Source organism: Blautia intestinalis (assembly GCF_014297355.1).
GTDB lineage: Bacteria > Bacillota > Clostridia > Lachnospirales > Lachnospiraceae > Blautia_A > Blautia_A intestinalis.
The window spans coordinates 126,733-144,011 of sequence record NZ_JACOQE010000006.1 but is presented as its reverse complement, the minus strand read 5'-3'; the positions used below and the strand labels follow the sequence as shown (position 1 = coordinate 144,011).

General features: G+C 42.5%; 14 protein-coding genes and 2 riboswitches. Of the genes, 8 read left to right on the top strand and 6 right to left on the bottom strand.

Features of this window, described 5'->3' with window-relative positions:
• Window positions 1-37 precede the first annotated feature (37 nt).
• A complete protein-coding gene (locus H8Z79_RS11235; RefSeq protein ID WP_187002842.1) occupies window positions 38-1,153 on the bottom strand; it encodes an MFS transporter in 1,116 nt (371 codons plus the stop codon).
• A gap of 209 nt (window positions 1,154-1,362) precedes the next feature.
• Here H8Z79_RS11235 and H8Z79_RS11230 point away from each other — a divergent pair, with 209 nt between their 5' ends.
• Window positions 1,363-1,899, top strand: a complete 537-nt coding sequence (locus tag H8Z79_RS11230) for a flavin reductase family protein (RefSeq protein ID WP_118039162.1) — start codon at window positions 1,363-1,365, stop codon at window positions 1,897-1,899.
• A 94-nt stretch (window positions 1,900-1,993) separates the two neighbouring features.
• Here H8Z79_RS11230 and H8Z79_RS11225 read toward each other — a convergent pair whose 3' ends face one another.
• The 3 genes from H8Z79_RS11225 to H8Z79_RS16925 are packed head-to-tail and all read right to left on the bottom strand — an operon-like array spanning window position 1,994 to window position 3,189.
• Window positions 1,994-2,620 (bottom strand): manganese catalase family protein, encoded by a 627-nt coding sequence (locus H8Z79_RS11225; protein ID WP_118039163.1) that lies wholly within the window; start codon window positions 2,618-2,620, stop codon window positions 1,994-1,996.
• 3 nt (window positions 2,621-2,623) lie between these two features.
• Window positions 2,624-2,908, bottom strand: coding sequence for a spore coat protein CotJB (locus H8Z79_RS11220; protein ID WP_118039164.1), 285 nt, complete (start codon window positions 2,906-2,908; stop codon window positions 2,624-2,626).
• Entirely contained in the window at window positions 2,905-3,189 is a 285-nt protein-coding gene (locus H8Z79_RS16925; RefSeq protein ID WP_015541100.1) for a spore coat associated protein CotJA, read from the bottom strand. The genes H8Z79_RS11220 and H8Z79_RS16925 overlap by 4 nt, the downstream gene beginning before the upstream one ends.
• 269 nt (window positions 3,190-3,458) lie before the next feature.
• On the opposite strand from H8Z79_RS16925, the gene H8Z79_RS11210 reads away from it, so the two are divergent.
• From H8Z79_RS11210 to H8Z79_RS11200, 3 genes are all read left to right on the top strand, one after another.
• Window positions 3,459-4,184, top strand: a complete 726-nt coding sequence (locus H8Z79_RS11210; RefSeq protein WP_118039165.1) for an Ig-like domain-containing protein — start codon at window positions 3,459-3,461, stop codon at window positions 4,182-4,184.
• Window positions 4,185-4,318: 134 nt separating this feature from the next.
• Window positions 4,319-4,524: riboswitch (cobalamin riboswitch) on the top strand.
• Between the two features lie 173 nt (window positions 4,525-4,697).
• Complete coding sequence (locus H8Z79_RS11205; protein ID WP_118039166.1) at window positions 4,698-6,071, top strand: sirohydrochlorin cobaltochelatase; 1,374 nt, start codon at window positions 4,698-4,700, stop codon at window positions 6,069-6,071.
• Window positions 6,072-6,167: 96 nt separating this feature from the next.
• Window positions 6,168-6,788: a hypothetical protein gene (locus H8Z79_RS11200; RefSeq protein WP_118039167.1), complete on the top strand. Its 621-nt coding sequence runs from the start codon at window positions 6,168-6,170 to the stop codon at window positions 6,786-6,788.
• 126 nt (window positions 6,789-6,914) lie between these two features.
• Here the strand turns inward: H8Z79_RS11200 and H8Z79_RS11195 are convergent, their stop codons facing one another.
• On the bottom strand, window positions 6,915-9,362 hold the full coding sequence (locus tag H8Z79_RS11195; protein ID WP_118039168.1) for an Ig-like domain-containing protein: 2,448 nt from the start codon (window positions 9,360-9,362) through the stop codon (window positions 6,915-6,917).
• 242 nt (window positions 9,363-9,604) lie between these two features.
• A riboswitch (cobalamin riboswitch) is annotated at window positions 9,605-9,789 on the top strand.
• A 201-nt stretch (window positions 9,790-9,990) separates the two neighbouring features.
• Between H8Z79_RS11195 and H8Z79_RS11190 the strand changes: the two genes are divergently transcribed.
• From H8Z79_RS11190 to H8Z79_RS11175, 4 genes are read left to right on the top strand one after another with little or no spacing between them, the layout of a single operon-like run.
• A complete protein-coding gene (locus H8Z79_RS11190) occupies window positions 9,991-13,155 on the top strand; it encodes a hypothetical protein (RefSeq protein WP_118039169.1) in 3,165 nt (1,054 codons plus the stop codon).
• 56 nt (window positions 13,156-13,211) lie between these two features.
• Window positions 13,212-14,378, top strand: a complete 1,167-nt coding sequence (locus H8Z79_RS11185) for an ABC transporter substrate-binding protein (protein ID WP_118039170.1) — start codon at window positions 13,212-13,214, stop codon at window positions 14,376-14,378.
• 17 nt (window positions 14,379-14,395) lie between these two features.
• Window positions 14,396-15,457, top strand: a complete 1,062-nt coding sequence (locus H8Z79_RS11180) for a FecCD family ABC transporter permease (RefSeq protein WP_015541107.1) — start codon at window positions 14,396-14,398, stop codon at window positions 15,455-15,457.
• Between the two features lies 1 nt (window position 15,458).
• Window positions 15,459-16,559, top strand: coding sequence for an ABC transporter ATP-binding protein (locus H8Z79_RS11175; RefSeq protein ID WP_118039172.1), 1,101 nt, complete (start codon window positions 15,459-15,461; stop codon window positions 16,557-16,559).
• Here H8Z79_RS11175 and H8Z79_RS11170 read toward each other — a convergent pair.
• Window positions 16,545-17,153 carry a TetR/AcrR family transcriptional regulator gene (locus tag H8Z79_RS11170; protein ID WP_118039173.1) on the bottom strand — a complete coding sequence of 203 codons (609 nt, stop codon included), beginning with the start codon at window positions 17,151-17,153 and terminating at the stop codon, window positions 16,545-16,547. The two genes, H8Z79_RS11175 and H8Z79_RS11170, sit on opposite strands and share 15 nt — an antisense overlap.
• Window positions 17,154-17,279 lie beyond the last annotated feature (126 nt).

Below are 17,279 nucleotides of genomic sequence, written 5' to 3'. Positions count from 1 at the left end.
CCATACAGTCAGAGTACTATGTGGCACGTTTCTTGTGTTATGCAGTCTTTTCGGCGCCAAAGAAAATAATTACCGCTCCGGCTGCTGCAGAAATTGTCGCAAACAAAAGCATGGTATTAACTCCGGAGAAATCGATCAGCGCACCGCCCAGGAAAGCACCGATCACACTGCCAAGTGTGTAAGTCATCGTGATATATGCCTGACCTTTGATTGCATCTTCTGTATCCATAATGGAATTTACATAATAAACGGATGCCGCTGCCATCAGACCCCAGCCGAGCATCTGAAAGATCTGGATGCCGTAGAATACCGTCATGTTGGGTGCAAGCAGAGAGCCAAGTGATTTCAGTGTGAAGAAAATTCCGGTGAGGCGGAACCAGGTATCACAACGTGCTTTTTTCAGCATATAGCCAAACAGGAATAAGGTCGGAAGTTCGGACATTGCTGCAATCGCGGTTGCTGTTCCCATTTCTGAACTGCCGCCGCCCTTGCTCTGAACAATCTGGAAAGTAAAACTGTTCAGAAGAACATGTCCGAGATAAATCAGGATACATCCTGTAAGTACGATCGTAAAACGTTTATATTTGCGAAAGAACTGTAATGGATTTGACGTTTTTTCCTTAACGTTATCCTTTGTCGGCACTGAGTTGCTTTTGGTAAATGGAAACAGTGCCAGACAGCCCATCAGTATAAGTGTAACAATCATGATGCATACCGGTACTGCCGTAATTCCGGTGCGTGATGTGATGATTCCAAGAACATAGGATAATGCTGCATAAGCGACTGAACCCATTCCGCGGGCAATGCCGAAATTAAGTGTCTGCCCCTGATTGATGCTTTCCATTCCCAATGAATTGATAAATGGAGTCAGAAGCTGGAGCAGGGTAACGCCGCATCCATAAACAACTCCGGTCAGCAATATTGATTTGCAGAAAAGAAGGGCAATTCCGAGAATCAGCTGCAGCACCAGCAGTAACTGCAGGGATTTTTTCAGGGAAGGGCTTTCCGGACGGTCTGCATAACTGGCAAGTACCGGCTGAAGAACTGCTGACAGGATACCGGCGATTGCGATGATGATGCCGATCTCTGTATTGGAAAAGCCACTTCCAAGCAGATAAAATCCGGAATATCCCATGATTGCCGCAAAATTCATCCAGTACAACCCCTGGATAAAGGCATAAATGGGCGTTAAATTTTTATTTTTTGCTGAAGACATAATAAAGACTCCTTTGATATGTATTGTTTCTATTATACATTGGATTGGGAAACGGATAAAGTATAAAATACTTGCAGATTTCATTTTTTTATTTTAAGATGAAAAATAGTTGCAGAATATGGATGCAAAACAGGAGGAAAGCCAAAATGAAGAAAAAAATAGATGTTTATGAACATATGGGAGAAATTCTGAAAAGGGTAAAATCAGGAGTACTCATCACTGGTAAAGCTGATGATAAAGTAAATTCCATGACTATCTCATGGGGAATGGTTGGAATCGAATGGGGAAAACCGATTTTTGTTACCTTTATCAGAGAAAATCGCTTTACAAGGAGCCTCATTGAAAAGACCGGTGAATTTACAGTCAGCATTCCGGTTGACGACAGTGCAAAAAAAATTCTCAGTTTCTGCGGTTCAAAATCCGGCAGAGATGTAGATAAAGCAAAAGAACTCGGTTTTACCTATGAAGAACCGGAAATGACTTCTGTACCGGGAGTAAAAGAACTCCCACTGACACTTGAATGTAAGATCGCTTACAAACAGGCACAGGATATGAATGCAATGACCGAAGAAAACAGAGCCAAATTCTATCCGCAGGATGTAGACAGTCTGTTTACCGGTTCAAACAAAGATACACATGTGGCATATTACGGAGAAATCGTAAATGCATATGTAATTGAATAAATATTAGTTCAAATGTGAAAACAGCTCCCCGTCAGTGGGGAGCTGAATTTTTTGCATTGTGTATTGAAGCAGTGCCATGAGCATATTCTCTGATTCAGGAATTTTTACAGGATGCTTCGCACGGGCAGTCAAAGCTCGGATTGAAAGCGTAGAAATTCTTTTCATCAAGCTGTTCCTGTACAGAACGGAGTGCTTCACCGAAACGCTGGAAATGCACGATTTCACGAGCTCTCAGGAATCGGATAGGATCTGCAACTTCCGGAATGTCACGTACTACACGAAGGATGTTGTCATAAGTTGCACGTGCTTTTTGTTCTGCGGCAAGATCTTCAAACAAATCCGTGATAGGATCTCCTTTGCTCTGGAATTCACAGGCATTGAATGGAACTCCTCCGGCAGCCTGCGGCCACACACCAACCGTATGATCAATATAGTACGGTCCGAAACCACTCTTTTCGATTTCCTCCATGGACAATCCTCGGGTAAGCTGATGAACGATCGTGGAAACCATTTCCAGATGCGCGAGTTCTTCCGTACCGACATCATTCAGGACAGCAACGGCTGTTCGGTTAGGCATCGTAAAACGCTGGGAGAGGTAACGCATGGATGCACCGATCTCACCGTCCGGGCCACCATACTGACTCATGATAAACTGCGCAATTTTGGCATTCGGTGTCTTTATATTGACAGGGTATTGGAGCCTTTTTTCATAATTCCACATAAACTATCTGCAACCTCCTTCCACTTCCCATGGAAACGGCTGTTCTGCCCATTTCCAGGTATCACCGCCGGACTCCAACGCATCATCTACAGTCAGAGGACCATAACACTGCGCATATTCTTTCATTAGTTTCTGACGTTCCTTATCGCATTCCTGATAAAAAGCAAGCCCTTCTTTACACTCCGGATGGGTATCGAGATAAAGCAGGATGTCGTTGACTGCAAAGCTGACTTCATTAATTCGGTTCAACAGATTTTCGCGGGGCGTGCACTGATTTCGATACATCATTTCTGCTTACCTCTCTTTCCGCAAAACGGTTTGCACAGCTGTGGGAAAACAGTTCCCACTTGCAGCGCATACCCAAGATCATACGTCGTCGTAAAATTCTGATAGGGAACATATGCCATCGCGGGTTCCATCTGATCAATGTGGGTATACATTTCCTTCCCGTAAGCTGTCGGCTTTTCAGTTATTGTCCGGCGGGCACAGGGCAATTCTCTCTGATTTCCCATGCCGCAGGTTGTATTATATGGTCGACCGCAACCGCGGCGCATCTGATAATTTTCCATGAATAATCCTTTCTGATAAAAAAGTTGTTTCCTTATACTTTATGAAATAAAAAAGGTCAGTGTGCATAATTGAGAATCTGTAGTATAATGTAACTATTCAGAAGGTAGTATCCCGCGAGGCGTTTTGGCATGTTTTCTGCCAAAATCCCGAGACATACAAGGCAAAATGCCATCACCGAAGGTGATTTGGAATGCATTTTGACTCGTAACTGTGAAGGTACTGAACAGTTACAGTATAATTAAGAAAATACACTAAGGAGGAATGTTTCATGAAAAAGAAATCCAAGATACTTTCCCTGCTTCTGGCAATGGTCATGCTCCTGTCTATGTGCGCAATTCCGGTGCAGGCCGCAGACACTTTGCAGAATCAGGCGAAAAAAGTGGTAATGTTCGTTGGACAAAAGACAACCATCAAAACACCTGTAAAAATGACCTTCAAAAGCAGCAATCCTAAAGTTGCAGCCGTAAATTCCAATGGGAAAGTTACTGCAAAAGCAAAGGGAAATGCCACTGTTACAGCCAAAACCTCAAAGGTAACATGGACTTACAAAATTAAAGTAGAAAAGCCTAAACTGAGTAATACCAGGTTATCAGTTTATACTAAGACATCAAAGCAGCTGAAACTCAAAGGTACTTCACGTAAAGTCACCTGGTCATCCAGTGCGCCATCAGTTGTCAGCGTGAATAAAAAAGGAAAAATAACTGCCAGAAGAACCGGCAAGGCAACTATTACCGCAAAAGTAAATGGTGTCAAATACAAATGCAAAGTAACCGTAAAAACCAGATCTAAGAAAAGTTCTGGAAGTTCCGGTCAATCCTCCGGAAAGCCTTCAGGACAAGCTTCCTCGTCAGGTGTCAACGGTTATGTATGGATTCCGGCTACCGGAAGTAAATATCACAGCAGCGCTTCCTGCAGTGGAATGCACAGTCCGCGCCAGGTAAGCATCAGTCAGGCAATAAGCATGGGGTACAGCGCATGTAAGAAATGTTATTGATTGACTTTCAGGTTGGAGCTGATCATTCTATTTTCTTTGTTTTGTTTTTATACCTGCTGCCTCTGTGGGACTTATTGATAAAAAAATAACCGGAACTATTGTAAAGTTAAAAAAATAGTGGTATTCTGTAAGAAATTGAATAATAAACAACAGGTGCAGATGATTTTTTATAAGAAATCACAAGTTAAAAGGGAAACAGGTGTAAGTCCTGTACGATCTCGTCACTGTAAACAGGGAATGTAAAGTCATGCGTGGATGCGCAGCCACTGGAGAACCGGGAAGGCGACTTTTTATGTGTTGATCTGTAAGTCAGGAAACCTGCCTGCTGTTGGTACGGGGATTTTTTAATTCCGGATCACGAGTAATTGGTTGTACCATAATCCAGAAACTCTTAGCCCGGTGCAGGAGTTTTTTTATGTAAAAAATACATAAAAACAATCCACCGGACTATCAGCCGTACTTTGTTATTCATTTTAATTTTCATGAAAACCACAAGTACAGGAGGAAACAAACATGAAAAACAAAACTGTAAAAGCACTGGCACTGGCTATGGCTGTAGCAACAGTCACAATGATGGGATCTGCAAGCATTTATGCTTCTGATGACACTGCAGAGGTAGCAACAGAGGAAACAGCAGATACAGAAGAAGACGCAGATGCTGCAGATACAGAAGAAAACGCAGATGCTGCAGATACAGAAGAAGCATCCGATGATGACAAGGCAGCAGCAGACAAAGTCGCAGCACTGATCGACAAGATTTATGTTCAGGAAAGAAACGACACAACTGACGAAGACTGTAAAGCTGCAAAAGAAGCATGGGACAAACTGACAGATGCTCAGAAAGAACTGGTTGAAGGTGAAGAAGCCAGTCCTGAATATTTCGGTGCAGATACAGGTGATGCATCCAAGGATGATCCACGTAATCAGGATGAAATCGGTGAGAATGAGCTTCTCGTTGTAAGTTTTGGTACTTCCTTCAATGACAGCCGTGCACAGGATATCAAAGGAATCGAAGACAAACTTCAGGAAGCATATCCGGACTGGTCTGTAAGACGTGCATTTACAGCACAGATCATCATCAACCATGTAGAAGCAAGAGACGATGAAGTAATTGACAATATGGATCAGGCGCTTGACCGTGCAGTTGCAAACGGTGTTAAGAATCTTGTTGTTCAGCCTACACATCTGATGCATGGTGCTGAGTACGATGAGATGGTAGAAGCAATCGACAGCTACAAAGACAAATTCGAATCTGTGGCAATCGCAGAGCCAATGCTTGGTGAAGTAGGCGATGACGCTACTGTAATCAACGATGACAAGAAAGCAGTTGCACAGGCTATCACAGATGAAGCCTGCAAGATCGCAGGATATGACAGCATGGAAGCTGCTGCAGAAGACGGAACAGCATTCGTATTTATGGGACATGGTACTTCCCATACAGCAAACGTAACATACGACCAGATGCAGACACAGATGGAAGACCTTGGATTCACAAACGCTTTCATCGGTACTGTAGAAGGTGAGCCGGAAGATACAGAGTGCCAGGCTGTTATCGAAAAAGTAAAAGAAGCTGGATTCAAAAAAGTAGTTCTTCGTCCGCTGATGGTTGTTGCCGGTGACCATGCAAACAACGATATGGCTGGTGATGATGACGATTCCTGGAAATCCCAGTTCGAAGCATCCGGTGCTTTTGACAGCATTGACTGCCAGATTGAAGGACTTGGAAGAATTGAAGCAGTAGAAGATCTGTATGTAGAGCACACAAAAGCTGCAATTGATTCCATTGGAACAGATGCAGAAGCAACAACAGATGATGCTGACGCAGAAGCAACAGACGATACAGCAGCAGATGACACAGCAGAAACAACAGAAGAAGCTGCAGAATAATAAAACAGTACATAATTTTTATGTAAGATAACGGGGCTGCCCGGGAGGATTCAGGTCCTTCCGGGCATTTCCTGTAAAACAGGAGGATTTTATATTATGAAACGTTCAGTGGCAATGATGGCATGTGTATTAAGCGGAGCACTTATGATTGGCAGTTACAGTCCGGTTCTGGCAAAGACAGAAGCGAAAGCAGTTTCTGCAACTGCAACAGACAAGGATGGAGCTGAAGCCAAGACAGATGCTGCAAAAGCAGACGATAAAAAAGAAGATACTGCAAAAGGTGAGGTCCTGGAAGACGGCGTTTACAGTGCAGAATTTGATACAGACAGTGGAATGTTCCATGTAAATGAAGCAAATGATGGAAAAGGTACACTGACAGTCAAAGATGGAAAAATGACACTTCATGTAAGTCTGGCTTCCAAAAATATCGTGAATCTTTTTGTAGGAACTGCAGAAGACGCACAGAAGGATGGAGCAGAGCTTCTTGAGCCAACAACGGATACTGTGACATACAGTGATGGAATGACAGAGGAAGTTTATGGATTTGATATTCCGGTTCCTGCCATTGACGAAGAATTTGACCTGGCTCTGATCGGAAAGAAAAATAAATGGTATGATCATAAGGTCAAAGTGACAAATCCTCAGAAAGAAGAAGCTGATGCAGATGCAGCAGAGGATACTGCAAAAGCTACAGAGAAAAAAGACTCAGAGAAATAAGTTGTCGAAAATGAAATCGACAAAACATTACAAGTAAAAAATATCCTGTCAGGTTTGGACTCATATGAAAGAGCCGGACCCGACAGGATTTTTTTATGTCATAATATCACTGGAAACCAGAAAATATTATTTGATTCTGATCTTAATAGTTGCTTTCTTTCTAGAACCATCAACTGCTCTTGCTGTGATCTTAACGGTACCTTTTTTGCCTTTTACAGCTTTTACTTTACCATTTTTGTCAACAGTAGCAAGTTTTGTGTTGCTGGAAGACCATACAACGGATTTGTTTGCTTTACCGTTTACTGTGGTAACTTTTGCTTTTAATTTGGTAGTCTTTCCTGGTTTAAGAGTAGTCTTACCGGAAAGTTTGATGCTCTTTACAGAACCTTTCATGCAGCGCAGAGTGATCTTTGCATATTTCTTACTGCCGTCTTTTGCAGCAGCAGTGATCGTTACCTTCTTGCCTCCTGCTTTTTTGTTGAAGGTTACAACACCTTTGGAATTGACTGTTGCAACTTTTTTGTTGCTGGAAGTCCATGTTACTGCTTTGTTATCAGCATTGGAAGGTGCTGCTGTTGCTTTGAGCTGAACTTTCTTTCCGGCTGCGATGCTGCGGGAAGAAGCAGTGATCTTAATTCCTGTTACCTTTACAACCGGGTTGGCAACTGTAATGGTGCAGGTTGCTTTTACGCTGCCGGCAGTAGCAGTGATAACTGCAGTACCAGGTTTTACAGCAGTTACAACACCAGTTGAGGAAACTTTTGCAACAGCTCCATTATCAGAAGACCATACAACTTTGTCTGTTGTATCAGTTGGTGTAACAGTAGCCATCAAAGTGAAAGATTTGCCGGTTTCCAGTTTCTGACTGGTAGAATCCAGAGCAACTGCTGTTGCAGGAACAGCAACAGGAGTGATCGTAAGTGTTCCGTTTGTTTTGCTGATATTGAAGACACGTTCATACCAGGTATTATTTTTTACAGAATGGAAAGAGAAAACAACGTCCTTGTCGAGGTAGTCGACAGTTGTTGTACCGCCCATTGCATTTGCTTTTACAGTGAGATCTGCTTTCTGGTCTGTGATGTCAGTTGTTGTTTCAGCAGCGGCCGCATCTACAGCAGAGCCGATAAATACTTTATCGAAGCTGGTACTTCCCATGGTGAGGTGAAGAATCTCCTTATAATTATTAGAGTTAGGTCCACCAATTGTCTCAAGGGAAGCGGTGTCAACTTTGAACATTTTAACATTATTGGTGACAGTCAGATTTTTTGTATGATCATAATCACCGGTAACTAAAGTAGCTGCGTTCTGGTCAATTACAGCCTGGCGAGGATAGAAAGCTCTTTCCAGAGAGTTCTTACCCTGCTCATATTTGGTAAGGTAGCTGTGGGAGATAGCTACGATCGGGACGAAGGTTTCACCTTTAGCAACAGGAATGGTAAACTGCCATTTTCCGCTGGAATTATCGCCTGCAATCCATTTGTCTCTGTTATCCCCATTTTCAACAGCTTCTTCATAAGTACCCTTGTACAGATAATGATAACCAGTTCCATGAAGAGTAACGATGAGTTTGTCATTATCGAGAACTGCATCTGTAACATTAAACATGCCTGTCTTATTTGTAACGGTAAGAGAAACTGCTTTTTTTCTTAAAGCTTTAACCGCGTCAGTGAGAGCGGTGACAAGGGTATCAACGTCAGACTGCTGGGTTGCTTTATAGTTTCCCTTAAGTTTGTTAACAGCATCGGTAACTGCCTTTGCTGTCTCATCTGTGTAGATTGAGAGATCTTCCGGAACGGAAGCCAGAGCGGCATCAGCAGCAGTATAGTCAAGAGCTACCTGTTTGTTCATGCCGGAAGCGTCAACATCAGGTTCAGTTGTATCTGCCATAGAGGAAGTATCAAAAGTAATTGTCTGAACATTACCCCATTTACTGCCTTTATTTACGTTTTTCGCATAGCTGAAACTTGCGTAAACAGGATCGGTCAGGTTTGCAACCGGGATGGTGTAGTACCAGTTTGAATCAGCAACATACCAGTCAACTCTGTGCTGAGTGGCAGCGGTGATATCGTTGGTGAGCGCCATGTACTCTCTGTTTTCACTTGCCTGATGCATTTTAACCAGATAAGTGCCATCGTCCTGTTTGGTAATGATGGCATTGTCCATAGCATACATGCCGGATACCACACCCTTACTGTTGACAACAGTAACTTTAATAGAGTGAGTTTTTGCTTCTTCGTCAGCCTGTACAGATACTTCATCTGCTGCAGTGAATGCGTCTACTTCATCACCGGCACTGAATACATCTGTATCTGATTCTGAATACTCAGCAGAATCAGAGTTGTCAATTAAAATGGAATCATCGGCTGTATCAGCCTCGGTCACGTCATCAGAATCTTCTATGGAAATAGAGTCATCTGAGAAATCAGAACCCGCATCTTCTGATGTAACCTCAGTTTCTTCAACTGTTGCAAAATCCAGATCTTCCGCAAAAACGGATGTTGCAGATACAATTGGAGAAGCTGCCACGGACGCACTGAGAAGCAGCGCCAAAATAGCTTTTCTTCTTTGCTTCATAATAGTCTCCTTATGTAATTAAATAAATTCGGACACATTTACATGTGTCTGTTGCGGCTGGAATGCTCCGCGTATACATCCCATAAAATTATAATAACATTTATTAGTAAAATTGACAAATATTAATCAAAAAATCAGCGGCTTTTTCGGTGCATTTCAGCACATTTTATGAACAGCTTTCTTATATAAATGTAAATCGGGTTCAGACTCTTGCACCTTATCGGAGATATTGTTATAATAAAGTAGAATATAGGAACTCCAGTGCTGCCGCAGGCGGATAATAGGGAATCAGGTGTAAGTCCTGAACGATCCGGTCACTGTAAACATAAGAGGTGTTCATAAGAGCCATTGCGTGAAATAGGCGTGAGAAGGAATGGGCATGTGATACTGTGTAAGTCAGGAAACCTGCTGGAGGGATGATGAACAGCTTCCGAAGAAAGCAGATCGCATCAATGCAAGTGTAACAAATCCACGAAAGATCAGAATGCTATTGAGCTTAAAGTGGAAGTGTACACTTTATTTGTATGAAAAAGTCTGCCTGTTCTGTACGGAAAGCAGGCTTTATTTTTATCCTATAAAAGTTAAACATTCATAAAAACAGCACTTCAAATAAAAAGGAGAGGTAAGCATGCAGGCAAAAAAGGCGCTTGCTGTACTTCTTGCACTGAGTATGACGACGGCACCACAGGCTGTGGTTTCGGCATCAGCAGAGAATGCGACAGTACAGGAAAACAGTGATGTTGCACCGGAAAAAGAAAACAGCGAAGATGCAGGTGAAGAATCTGGCTCAGATGCAAATGAAGAACCAGATGAAGCAACGACAGAAGAAACAGAGCAGAACGCTGATACAGATCCTGTGAACGAAGAATTTCTGCAGATCACGGAGAAAAGGGCTTTTCAGGAAGGCGAGTCTGTTCTGATTGAAATTGTATCTGCAAATACAGCATATAACAGGCTTTATATTGGAAACAGATCAGATGAGGATAAAACACCTGTGATCGAAGGTTCAATGGACGAAGAGGGCAGATATCATTATCTGTTTTATATTGATCCGCAGTATCTGGGAGAAAAGGCAGGATATGTTCCAGGTAACACTGCAGATAACAGCTGGTATACAGAGGAAGATCTTTATTTCATGCTTCCGTCTGAGGCAGAACCTGCACAGGAGACAGTGGATGATAATAATTCAGAAAATATGCAGGAGCCGCAGGAAACAGAAGAAAATATTCCGGCAGATAATTCCGGCGAGGGAACTATTTCAAAGAGCGGTGCAGATGAGATGTCAGATTCGCTCTGGAAGATCGGATCACTGGAAGGAAATACTGCAGAAGAAACACAGGATACGGACGAAGATTCTTATCGCATAGAAAGTCTGGAAGAAGACAGTGAGAATACAGAACAGGATACACAGGATGTAATATCTGTTTTTGCACTTGCTGATGGTACATATACAGCAGATGGATTTTCCTTTGAAGGCGGCACAGGGAAAACGCAGATCACTTGTGAAGGTATCACTGTAAAGGAGGGTAAGACATACGCAACCATCAAGTTCAGCAGTGAGAAATTTACCAGAGTAGTAGTTGACAGTCAGGAATATCTGCCGACGAGCAATGAGGGGGGATCTTATTTTGAGATTCCGGTTGCCTTGAACACAGATATGGTCATTACTGCAACGACAATAGCTATGACAGAACCCCATGACATTGATTATACGATCCATATTACAAAAAACGATACAGGGTCTTCAGATAAGCCATCCGGCGATGAGGTAAAGGATGGAACTTATATCGGAAATGTAGAACATACATATGGAACAAAGACGATGTTTAAGATCATAGCCTGCAAACTTGTTGCCCAAAGCGGTAAAGTCACGGCTACGATCACGCTGAGCAGTGATGGATATGACAGGCTGTTCCTGGGAAGCAAAGAAGATGCACTTAAGGCAGATGACAGCAATCTGATCTCCTACAAAGTTGACGGAAATGGTAAATATACTTATACATTTTCACTCCCGGGTCTGAATCAGGAAGTAAAACTGGCAGCACGTTCCCATCGTTATTATGAAGCCGGAGACAAAGAAAAAATGTGGTATGACCATACCCTGAAATTTACAGTAGATACCAGTGGTTCCGAGACTGGCGGGGATGGTTCAAAGAGTGATAATTCCGGCAGCAATAACTCCGGTGGAAATAATTCCAACGGAAGCAATTCTAATGGAAATAACAGCTCTAACGGAAGTAACACAGGCGGAAACAATTCCAGTGGAAGTAACAGTTCTAATGGAAGTAATTCCAATGGAAGCAGTTCGAACGGAAGCAGTACCGGCGGAGGAAGCTCCAGTGGAAGCAGCATCGGCGGAAGCAGTTCATCCGGCAGCCAGTATCAGTCCAAAACAGACGGTAAGACCAGTCAGGTGGATTCTTCGGCGGGAAGCTTAAAAGATGGTGAATATGGTTCAGATGCCTTTTCGTTTTCATGGTCAGGCGGAACCGGTACACACGGGCTGAATATCACCTGTGATAAGATCAGTGTAGAGAATGGACAGGCATGGGCTTATGTAACTTTTAACAGTGGCAAGTGGATTTATCTTAAAGCCAGTGGAAGCCAGTATGATCCGGTAGAGCAGGGAAGTGATTATACAACTTTCAAGATTCCGGTTCAGCTGAATGCCAACAATAAGGTAGTTGGCTGTACTACGGCTATGTCAAAACCATACGAAATCGAATATACATTGTATTTTGGTATGGACATTTCAGACAGCAGCAAGAGTTCATCAGGAAGCAGTGTCTCTGCAAAAGCAGCCGGAAGCGCAAAGAAGGTAGCTGCGGGCGAAGAGGCCGAAACAGATGCAGGTATTGTTTACAAAGATGATGCAGCACCAAAGATCACGGGGCTGGAATATATGAGCTCACTGAAACTGGAACATTCAAAAATGTTCAAAATTCATTATTACAGCAATGATATGACAGTACTTGAAATTTCATTAAATGATGAGTTTGGCAAAGAAAGTGTGGATCTTACACAGAATAATGCAGCACAGACTACATCGGACAGTGAGAATGGTGATTCTGCAAAATCATCTGAAGAGACAACTTCTTCCAAATCCTCCGGTACAGATGGAGAAGAAGCAGCATCCGAACAGGATTATGCAAAACTCTACAAACAGGATGCTATCCGTTATCTGCTGGTTCCGGAAGACAAGACGGATCAGATTCCGGCAGGAATTGACAAATCAATCATCGTCATTCAGCTTCCGATGGACAAAACATACGTGGCATCTGATGTGGCGCTGGAAATGATCAATAAGATCGGTGCGGATAAAAACGTTTCAGCGGTGTCAGTAACAGAAGAGGAATGCAAAATTGATAAAATAAAAGAATCCATAAAAAATGGTGATATCATTTCTGCGGGAACTTATGATAAGGCTGACCTGAAAGATCTTGTGAAGAATAAATGTAAGCTTGCGATCGTGCCGTCTGATATTCTGAAAGATAAATCGGAAGAGGAGCAGGGTGATACAAAATATCCGGCTATGACAACTCTTGCAGAAAAATTTGCAATCCTCAAGATTCCTATGATACTTGACCGTTCAAAAGATGAAAAAGATGTACTTGCGAAATACGAATGGAGCAAGGTATATGGTGCGCTGTTCGGATGCGAGAAAGAAGCTTCCAAACTTTATGAATCTGCTGCAGGTGCACATAGCAGCGATTCGAAAGAAAGTACAGATACTCAGGAAAGTACAGATACTCAGGAAAGTACAGACACAAAAGAAAACACAGATACAGAATAAAACACGGGCGGTCTTCGGATCGCCCCTTATACAAAATCGGAGGATGAGATAAGAAAATGAAAGAAAGAAGTATAAGAACTCTGTGGTTATCATTGTTGATGGTATGCTTTTTTGTAGCAGGCATTTTCAGCATTTCCATGAATGTAAAGGCCGCAGACACGGATTCTTCTGCACCGGAAATTCCGGGACTGACATTTGAATCGGAAATGCAGAACGATTTTGCAGAATGTTTCCATATATATTATTACAATGATGATTACACTCTGATCGATGTACCGGACAGCGGACAGTTCCTGCTTGTGCCGGAGGGAAAAACAGCACCGGACGGTCTGGACAGTGATATCGTAGTGCTTCAGAAACCGCTGGATAATATTTATCTGGCAGCAACTTCGGCTATGTCATTGTTTTCTTCGCTGGATGCACTGGACAATATCAAATTTTCTTCCCTTCAGGAGTCTGGCTGGTATGTAGAGGCGGCAAAACAGGCCATGGAAGATGGAAGCATTGTTTTTGCCGGCAAGTACAGTGAACCGGATTACGAGCTGCTTGTAAATTCCGGCTGTAATCTGGCAATCGAATCAACCATGATCCTGCATACTCCGAAAGTTCAGGAAATGATCGAACAGATGGGAATTCCTGTTTTTACAGATCGTTCCAGCTATGAAAATCATCCTCTTGGAAGAACGGAGTGGATCAAAGTTTATGCGGAGATGGTTGATAAGAGGGATGAAGCAAAGGCATTTTTTGATGAACAGTCAAAAGTCATCTCTGAGCTGAAAGATTTTAAAAATACAGAAAAGACAGTCGCATTTTTCTATATCAGTACAGATGGTTCAGTAGTAGTGCGAAAACCAACAGATTATGTTCCAAAGATGATCGAAATCGCAGGTGGACGATATGTTCCTGAACAGGTGGATTCCGAAGAAGAAACCAAACGTTCATCGGTTCCAATGACAATGGAAGAATTTTACACACAGGCAATTGATGCAGATTATCTGGTATATAATGGAACCATCGATGATCCGATCAACAGTGTGGATGAGCTTTTGCAGAAAAGTGAGCTTTTTGCTGATTTCAAGGCTGTAAAGGAAGGAAATGTATGGTGTGCCGGTAAATATCTTTATCAGGCGACCGATATTGTTGGAAATATGATTACAGATCTTCATCTTATGCTCACCGGCGGAGATGAAAGTCAGATGACATTTATGACAAAAATTGATTAATTACAGGAGCGGTTATGATGAAATCACAGACAGGTGAAGCAACAGGAACTTTTCATATGGAGAACTTCCGGCGGCGTTCACGCTATGCGGCGGTATTCGCAGTACTGGCTGCAGCACTTTTTGCAATTCTGATCTTGAATATTAATACAGGTACTACGAATATTCCTGTTTCTCGCATCCTGAAGATTGTTTTTCTGCGGGAGGGTGCACAGACAGAATATAATATCATCTGGAAAATCCGAATGCCGCGTCTTCTGATGGCTGCTATTTTAGGAGGAGCACTTTCACTTTCTGGTTTTCTGCTGCAGACTTTTTTTGAAAATCCGATTGCAGGACCATATCTTTTGGGAATTTCTTCAGGTGCCAAGATGGTTGTCGCGCTGGCAATGATCTACTTCCTGGAGAAATTCAATAAGGTATCTTCCTACACATTGATCATTGCAGCCTTTATAGGCTCGCTGATCGCAACTGGATTTATTCTTCTGGTATCCAGAAGGATTAAGCATATGGCTACCCTGTTGATCGCAGGAACTATGATTGGTTATATCTGCTCTGCAATTACAGATTTTATGGTTACTTTTGCAGAAGATTCGGATATTGTAAATCTTCACGGATGGTCTCAGGGAAGTTTCTCTGGTATGAGCTGGAGTAATGTCAAAGTGGCAGCTGTGATCATTGCGGTTGCGGTGGTACTGACTTTTATGCTTTCAAAACCGATTGGGGCATACCAGCTGGGTGAAGCTTATGCACAGAGTATGGGTGTGAACATAAAAATCTTCCGAGTGACATTGATTTTATTATCAAGTGTTCTTTCTGCGACAGTAACCGCGTTTGCCGGTCCCATCTCTTTTGTCGGTATTGCGGTTCCACATCTTGTGAAACAGGCATTGAATACATCAAGGCCGCTGATCGTTGTGCCGGGAACTTTTCTCGGTGGAGCTGTTTTCTGTATGCTCAGTGACCTGATCGCACGTACTGCGTTTGCTCCGTTGGAATTGAACATCAGTACGGTGACCTCGATCTTCGGTGCACCTGTAGTTATTGCAATGATGCTGAAACGCCAGAAAGGAAGACAGTGATATGGCAGAACAATACATAAATATGAATAATCTGGCAGTAGGTTACAATGGAAAGGCTCTGATCCACGATATCTGTATCGGGATTGAAAAGGGGGAAATCGTGACGCTGATCGGACCAAATGGTGCGGGAAAATCTACGATTCTCAAGAGTATTACCAGACAGCTGAAAATTATTTCAGGAAATGTGACTATTGCCGAAGAAAATCTGACAAAACTGTCTTTTCGTGACCTTTCAACCAAGATGGCGGTCGTTTTGACAGAGCGTATGAAACCGGAACTTATGACCTGTCATGATATTGTTGCTACGGGGCGTTATCCATATACCGGAAAACTTGGAATCTTAAGCAGAGAAGATGAGCAGAAGGTAGATGAGGCGATGGAGGCAGTTCATGCACAGGAGCTGGGAGAACGAGATTTTAATGCGATCAGTGACGGACAGCGTCAGAGGGTTCTTCTGGCAAGAGCAATTTGTCAGGAACCGGAGATTATTGTTCTGGATGAGCCGACATCTTTTCTGGATGTACGTTATAAACTGGAATTACTCTCAATTCTCAGGAATATGGCGAAGAAAAAAGGAATTACGGTAATTATGTCTCTTCATGAGATTGATCTGGCTGAAAAAGTAGCAGATAAAATTATCTGCGTCAAAGGCGACAGGATTGCTCATTGCGGCAAACCGGAAACTATTTTTCAGGAGGAGACGATCAGAGAGCTGTATGGAATAGATAATGGGTATTTTGACCCGGTCTTCGGCAGTCTGGAACTTCCGAGACCAGAGGGAGAACCAAAAGTGTTTGTGATATCTTCCGGGGGAAGCGGAATACCGGTTTACAGGAGGCTGCAGCGTAAGAATATACCTTTTGCGGCAGGGGTTTTGTACCCGAATGACATTGATTATCAGCTTGCACGACTTCTGGCAGTACAGACAGTAACTGAAAAGCCTTTTGAGAAAATAAGCGAGCAGACATTTGAAGAGGCTGTGAAATTGATGGATTCCTGCGAAAGTGTTATCAATGCAGGTATAATTATAGGAAGTGCAAATCACAGAATTGTGGAACTTCTTGAAAAAGCGCAGCAGGACGGAAAATTAAAGTCCCTTTGATTCAAAACTTGTCAGGATCGCATCGATCGTCCGGTGCATATAAGGACGATATTCGGCAAGTGAAACCGGCTGCTGATAAAGAATACAGCTGTAGCAGGTGGAGCTTGCAAGTTCAATAACAGAGAAAAGCATCAGATCAGGATGGTCGTAAGTACGGCCATCTTTTTTTATTAATTCGAGATACTGCTGATAAAACTGCTGATCACTGTCCGGCATCTTATCATCGAGAGCTGCCTGAAAAACGCCCCATGAAAGATTCTTGGAAATAAAAACAAGAAGGGCATAATCCTGCTCGAGACTGTCCAGAATAAAATCAACCATAAAATGAAGCTGGTTGTCAAATCCTGAAATTTCATGTTCGAGAACCGACTGATAGGCCCGGTAAAAAAGTTCTTTTGTTTTATAGGAAACTAATTTGTTTCTTATATCATATTTATCTTTAAAATACAGATAGAAGGTTCCCTTGGCGACACCGGCTTTGTCTGCGATATCTGAGATCGTAGTTTTATTTGTGCCCTTTGTGGTAAAAAGCTCAAATGCAGTGTTAAACAGAGCATCTTTTTTCTGTTTCTTATTTGATTCTACTTTTCCCATCAGAAAACCTCCCTCTAAATTACGAAAAACAACTTCGTTATTTATTATAGTCAAAACTGACCGAAAGTCAATATTACAAAAAATACAAAAGAATTTTTGGACACATTGGTCAAAACGTATATTGAC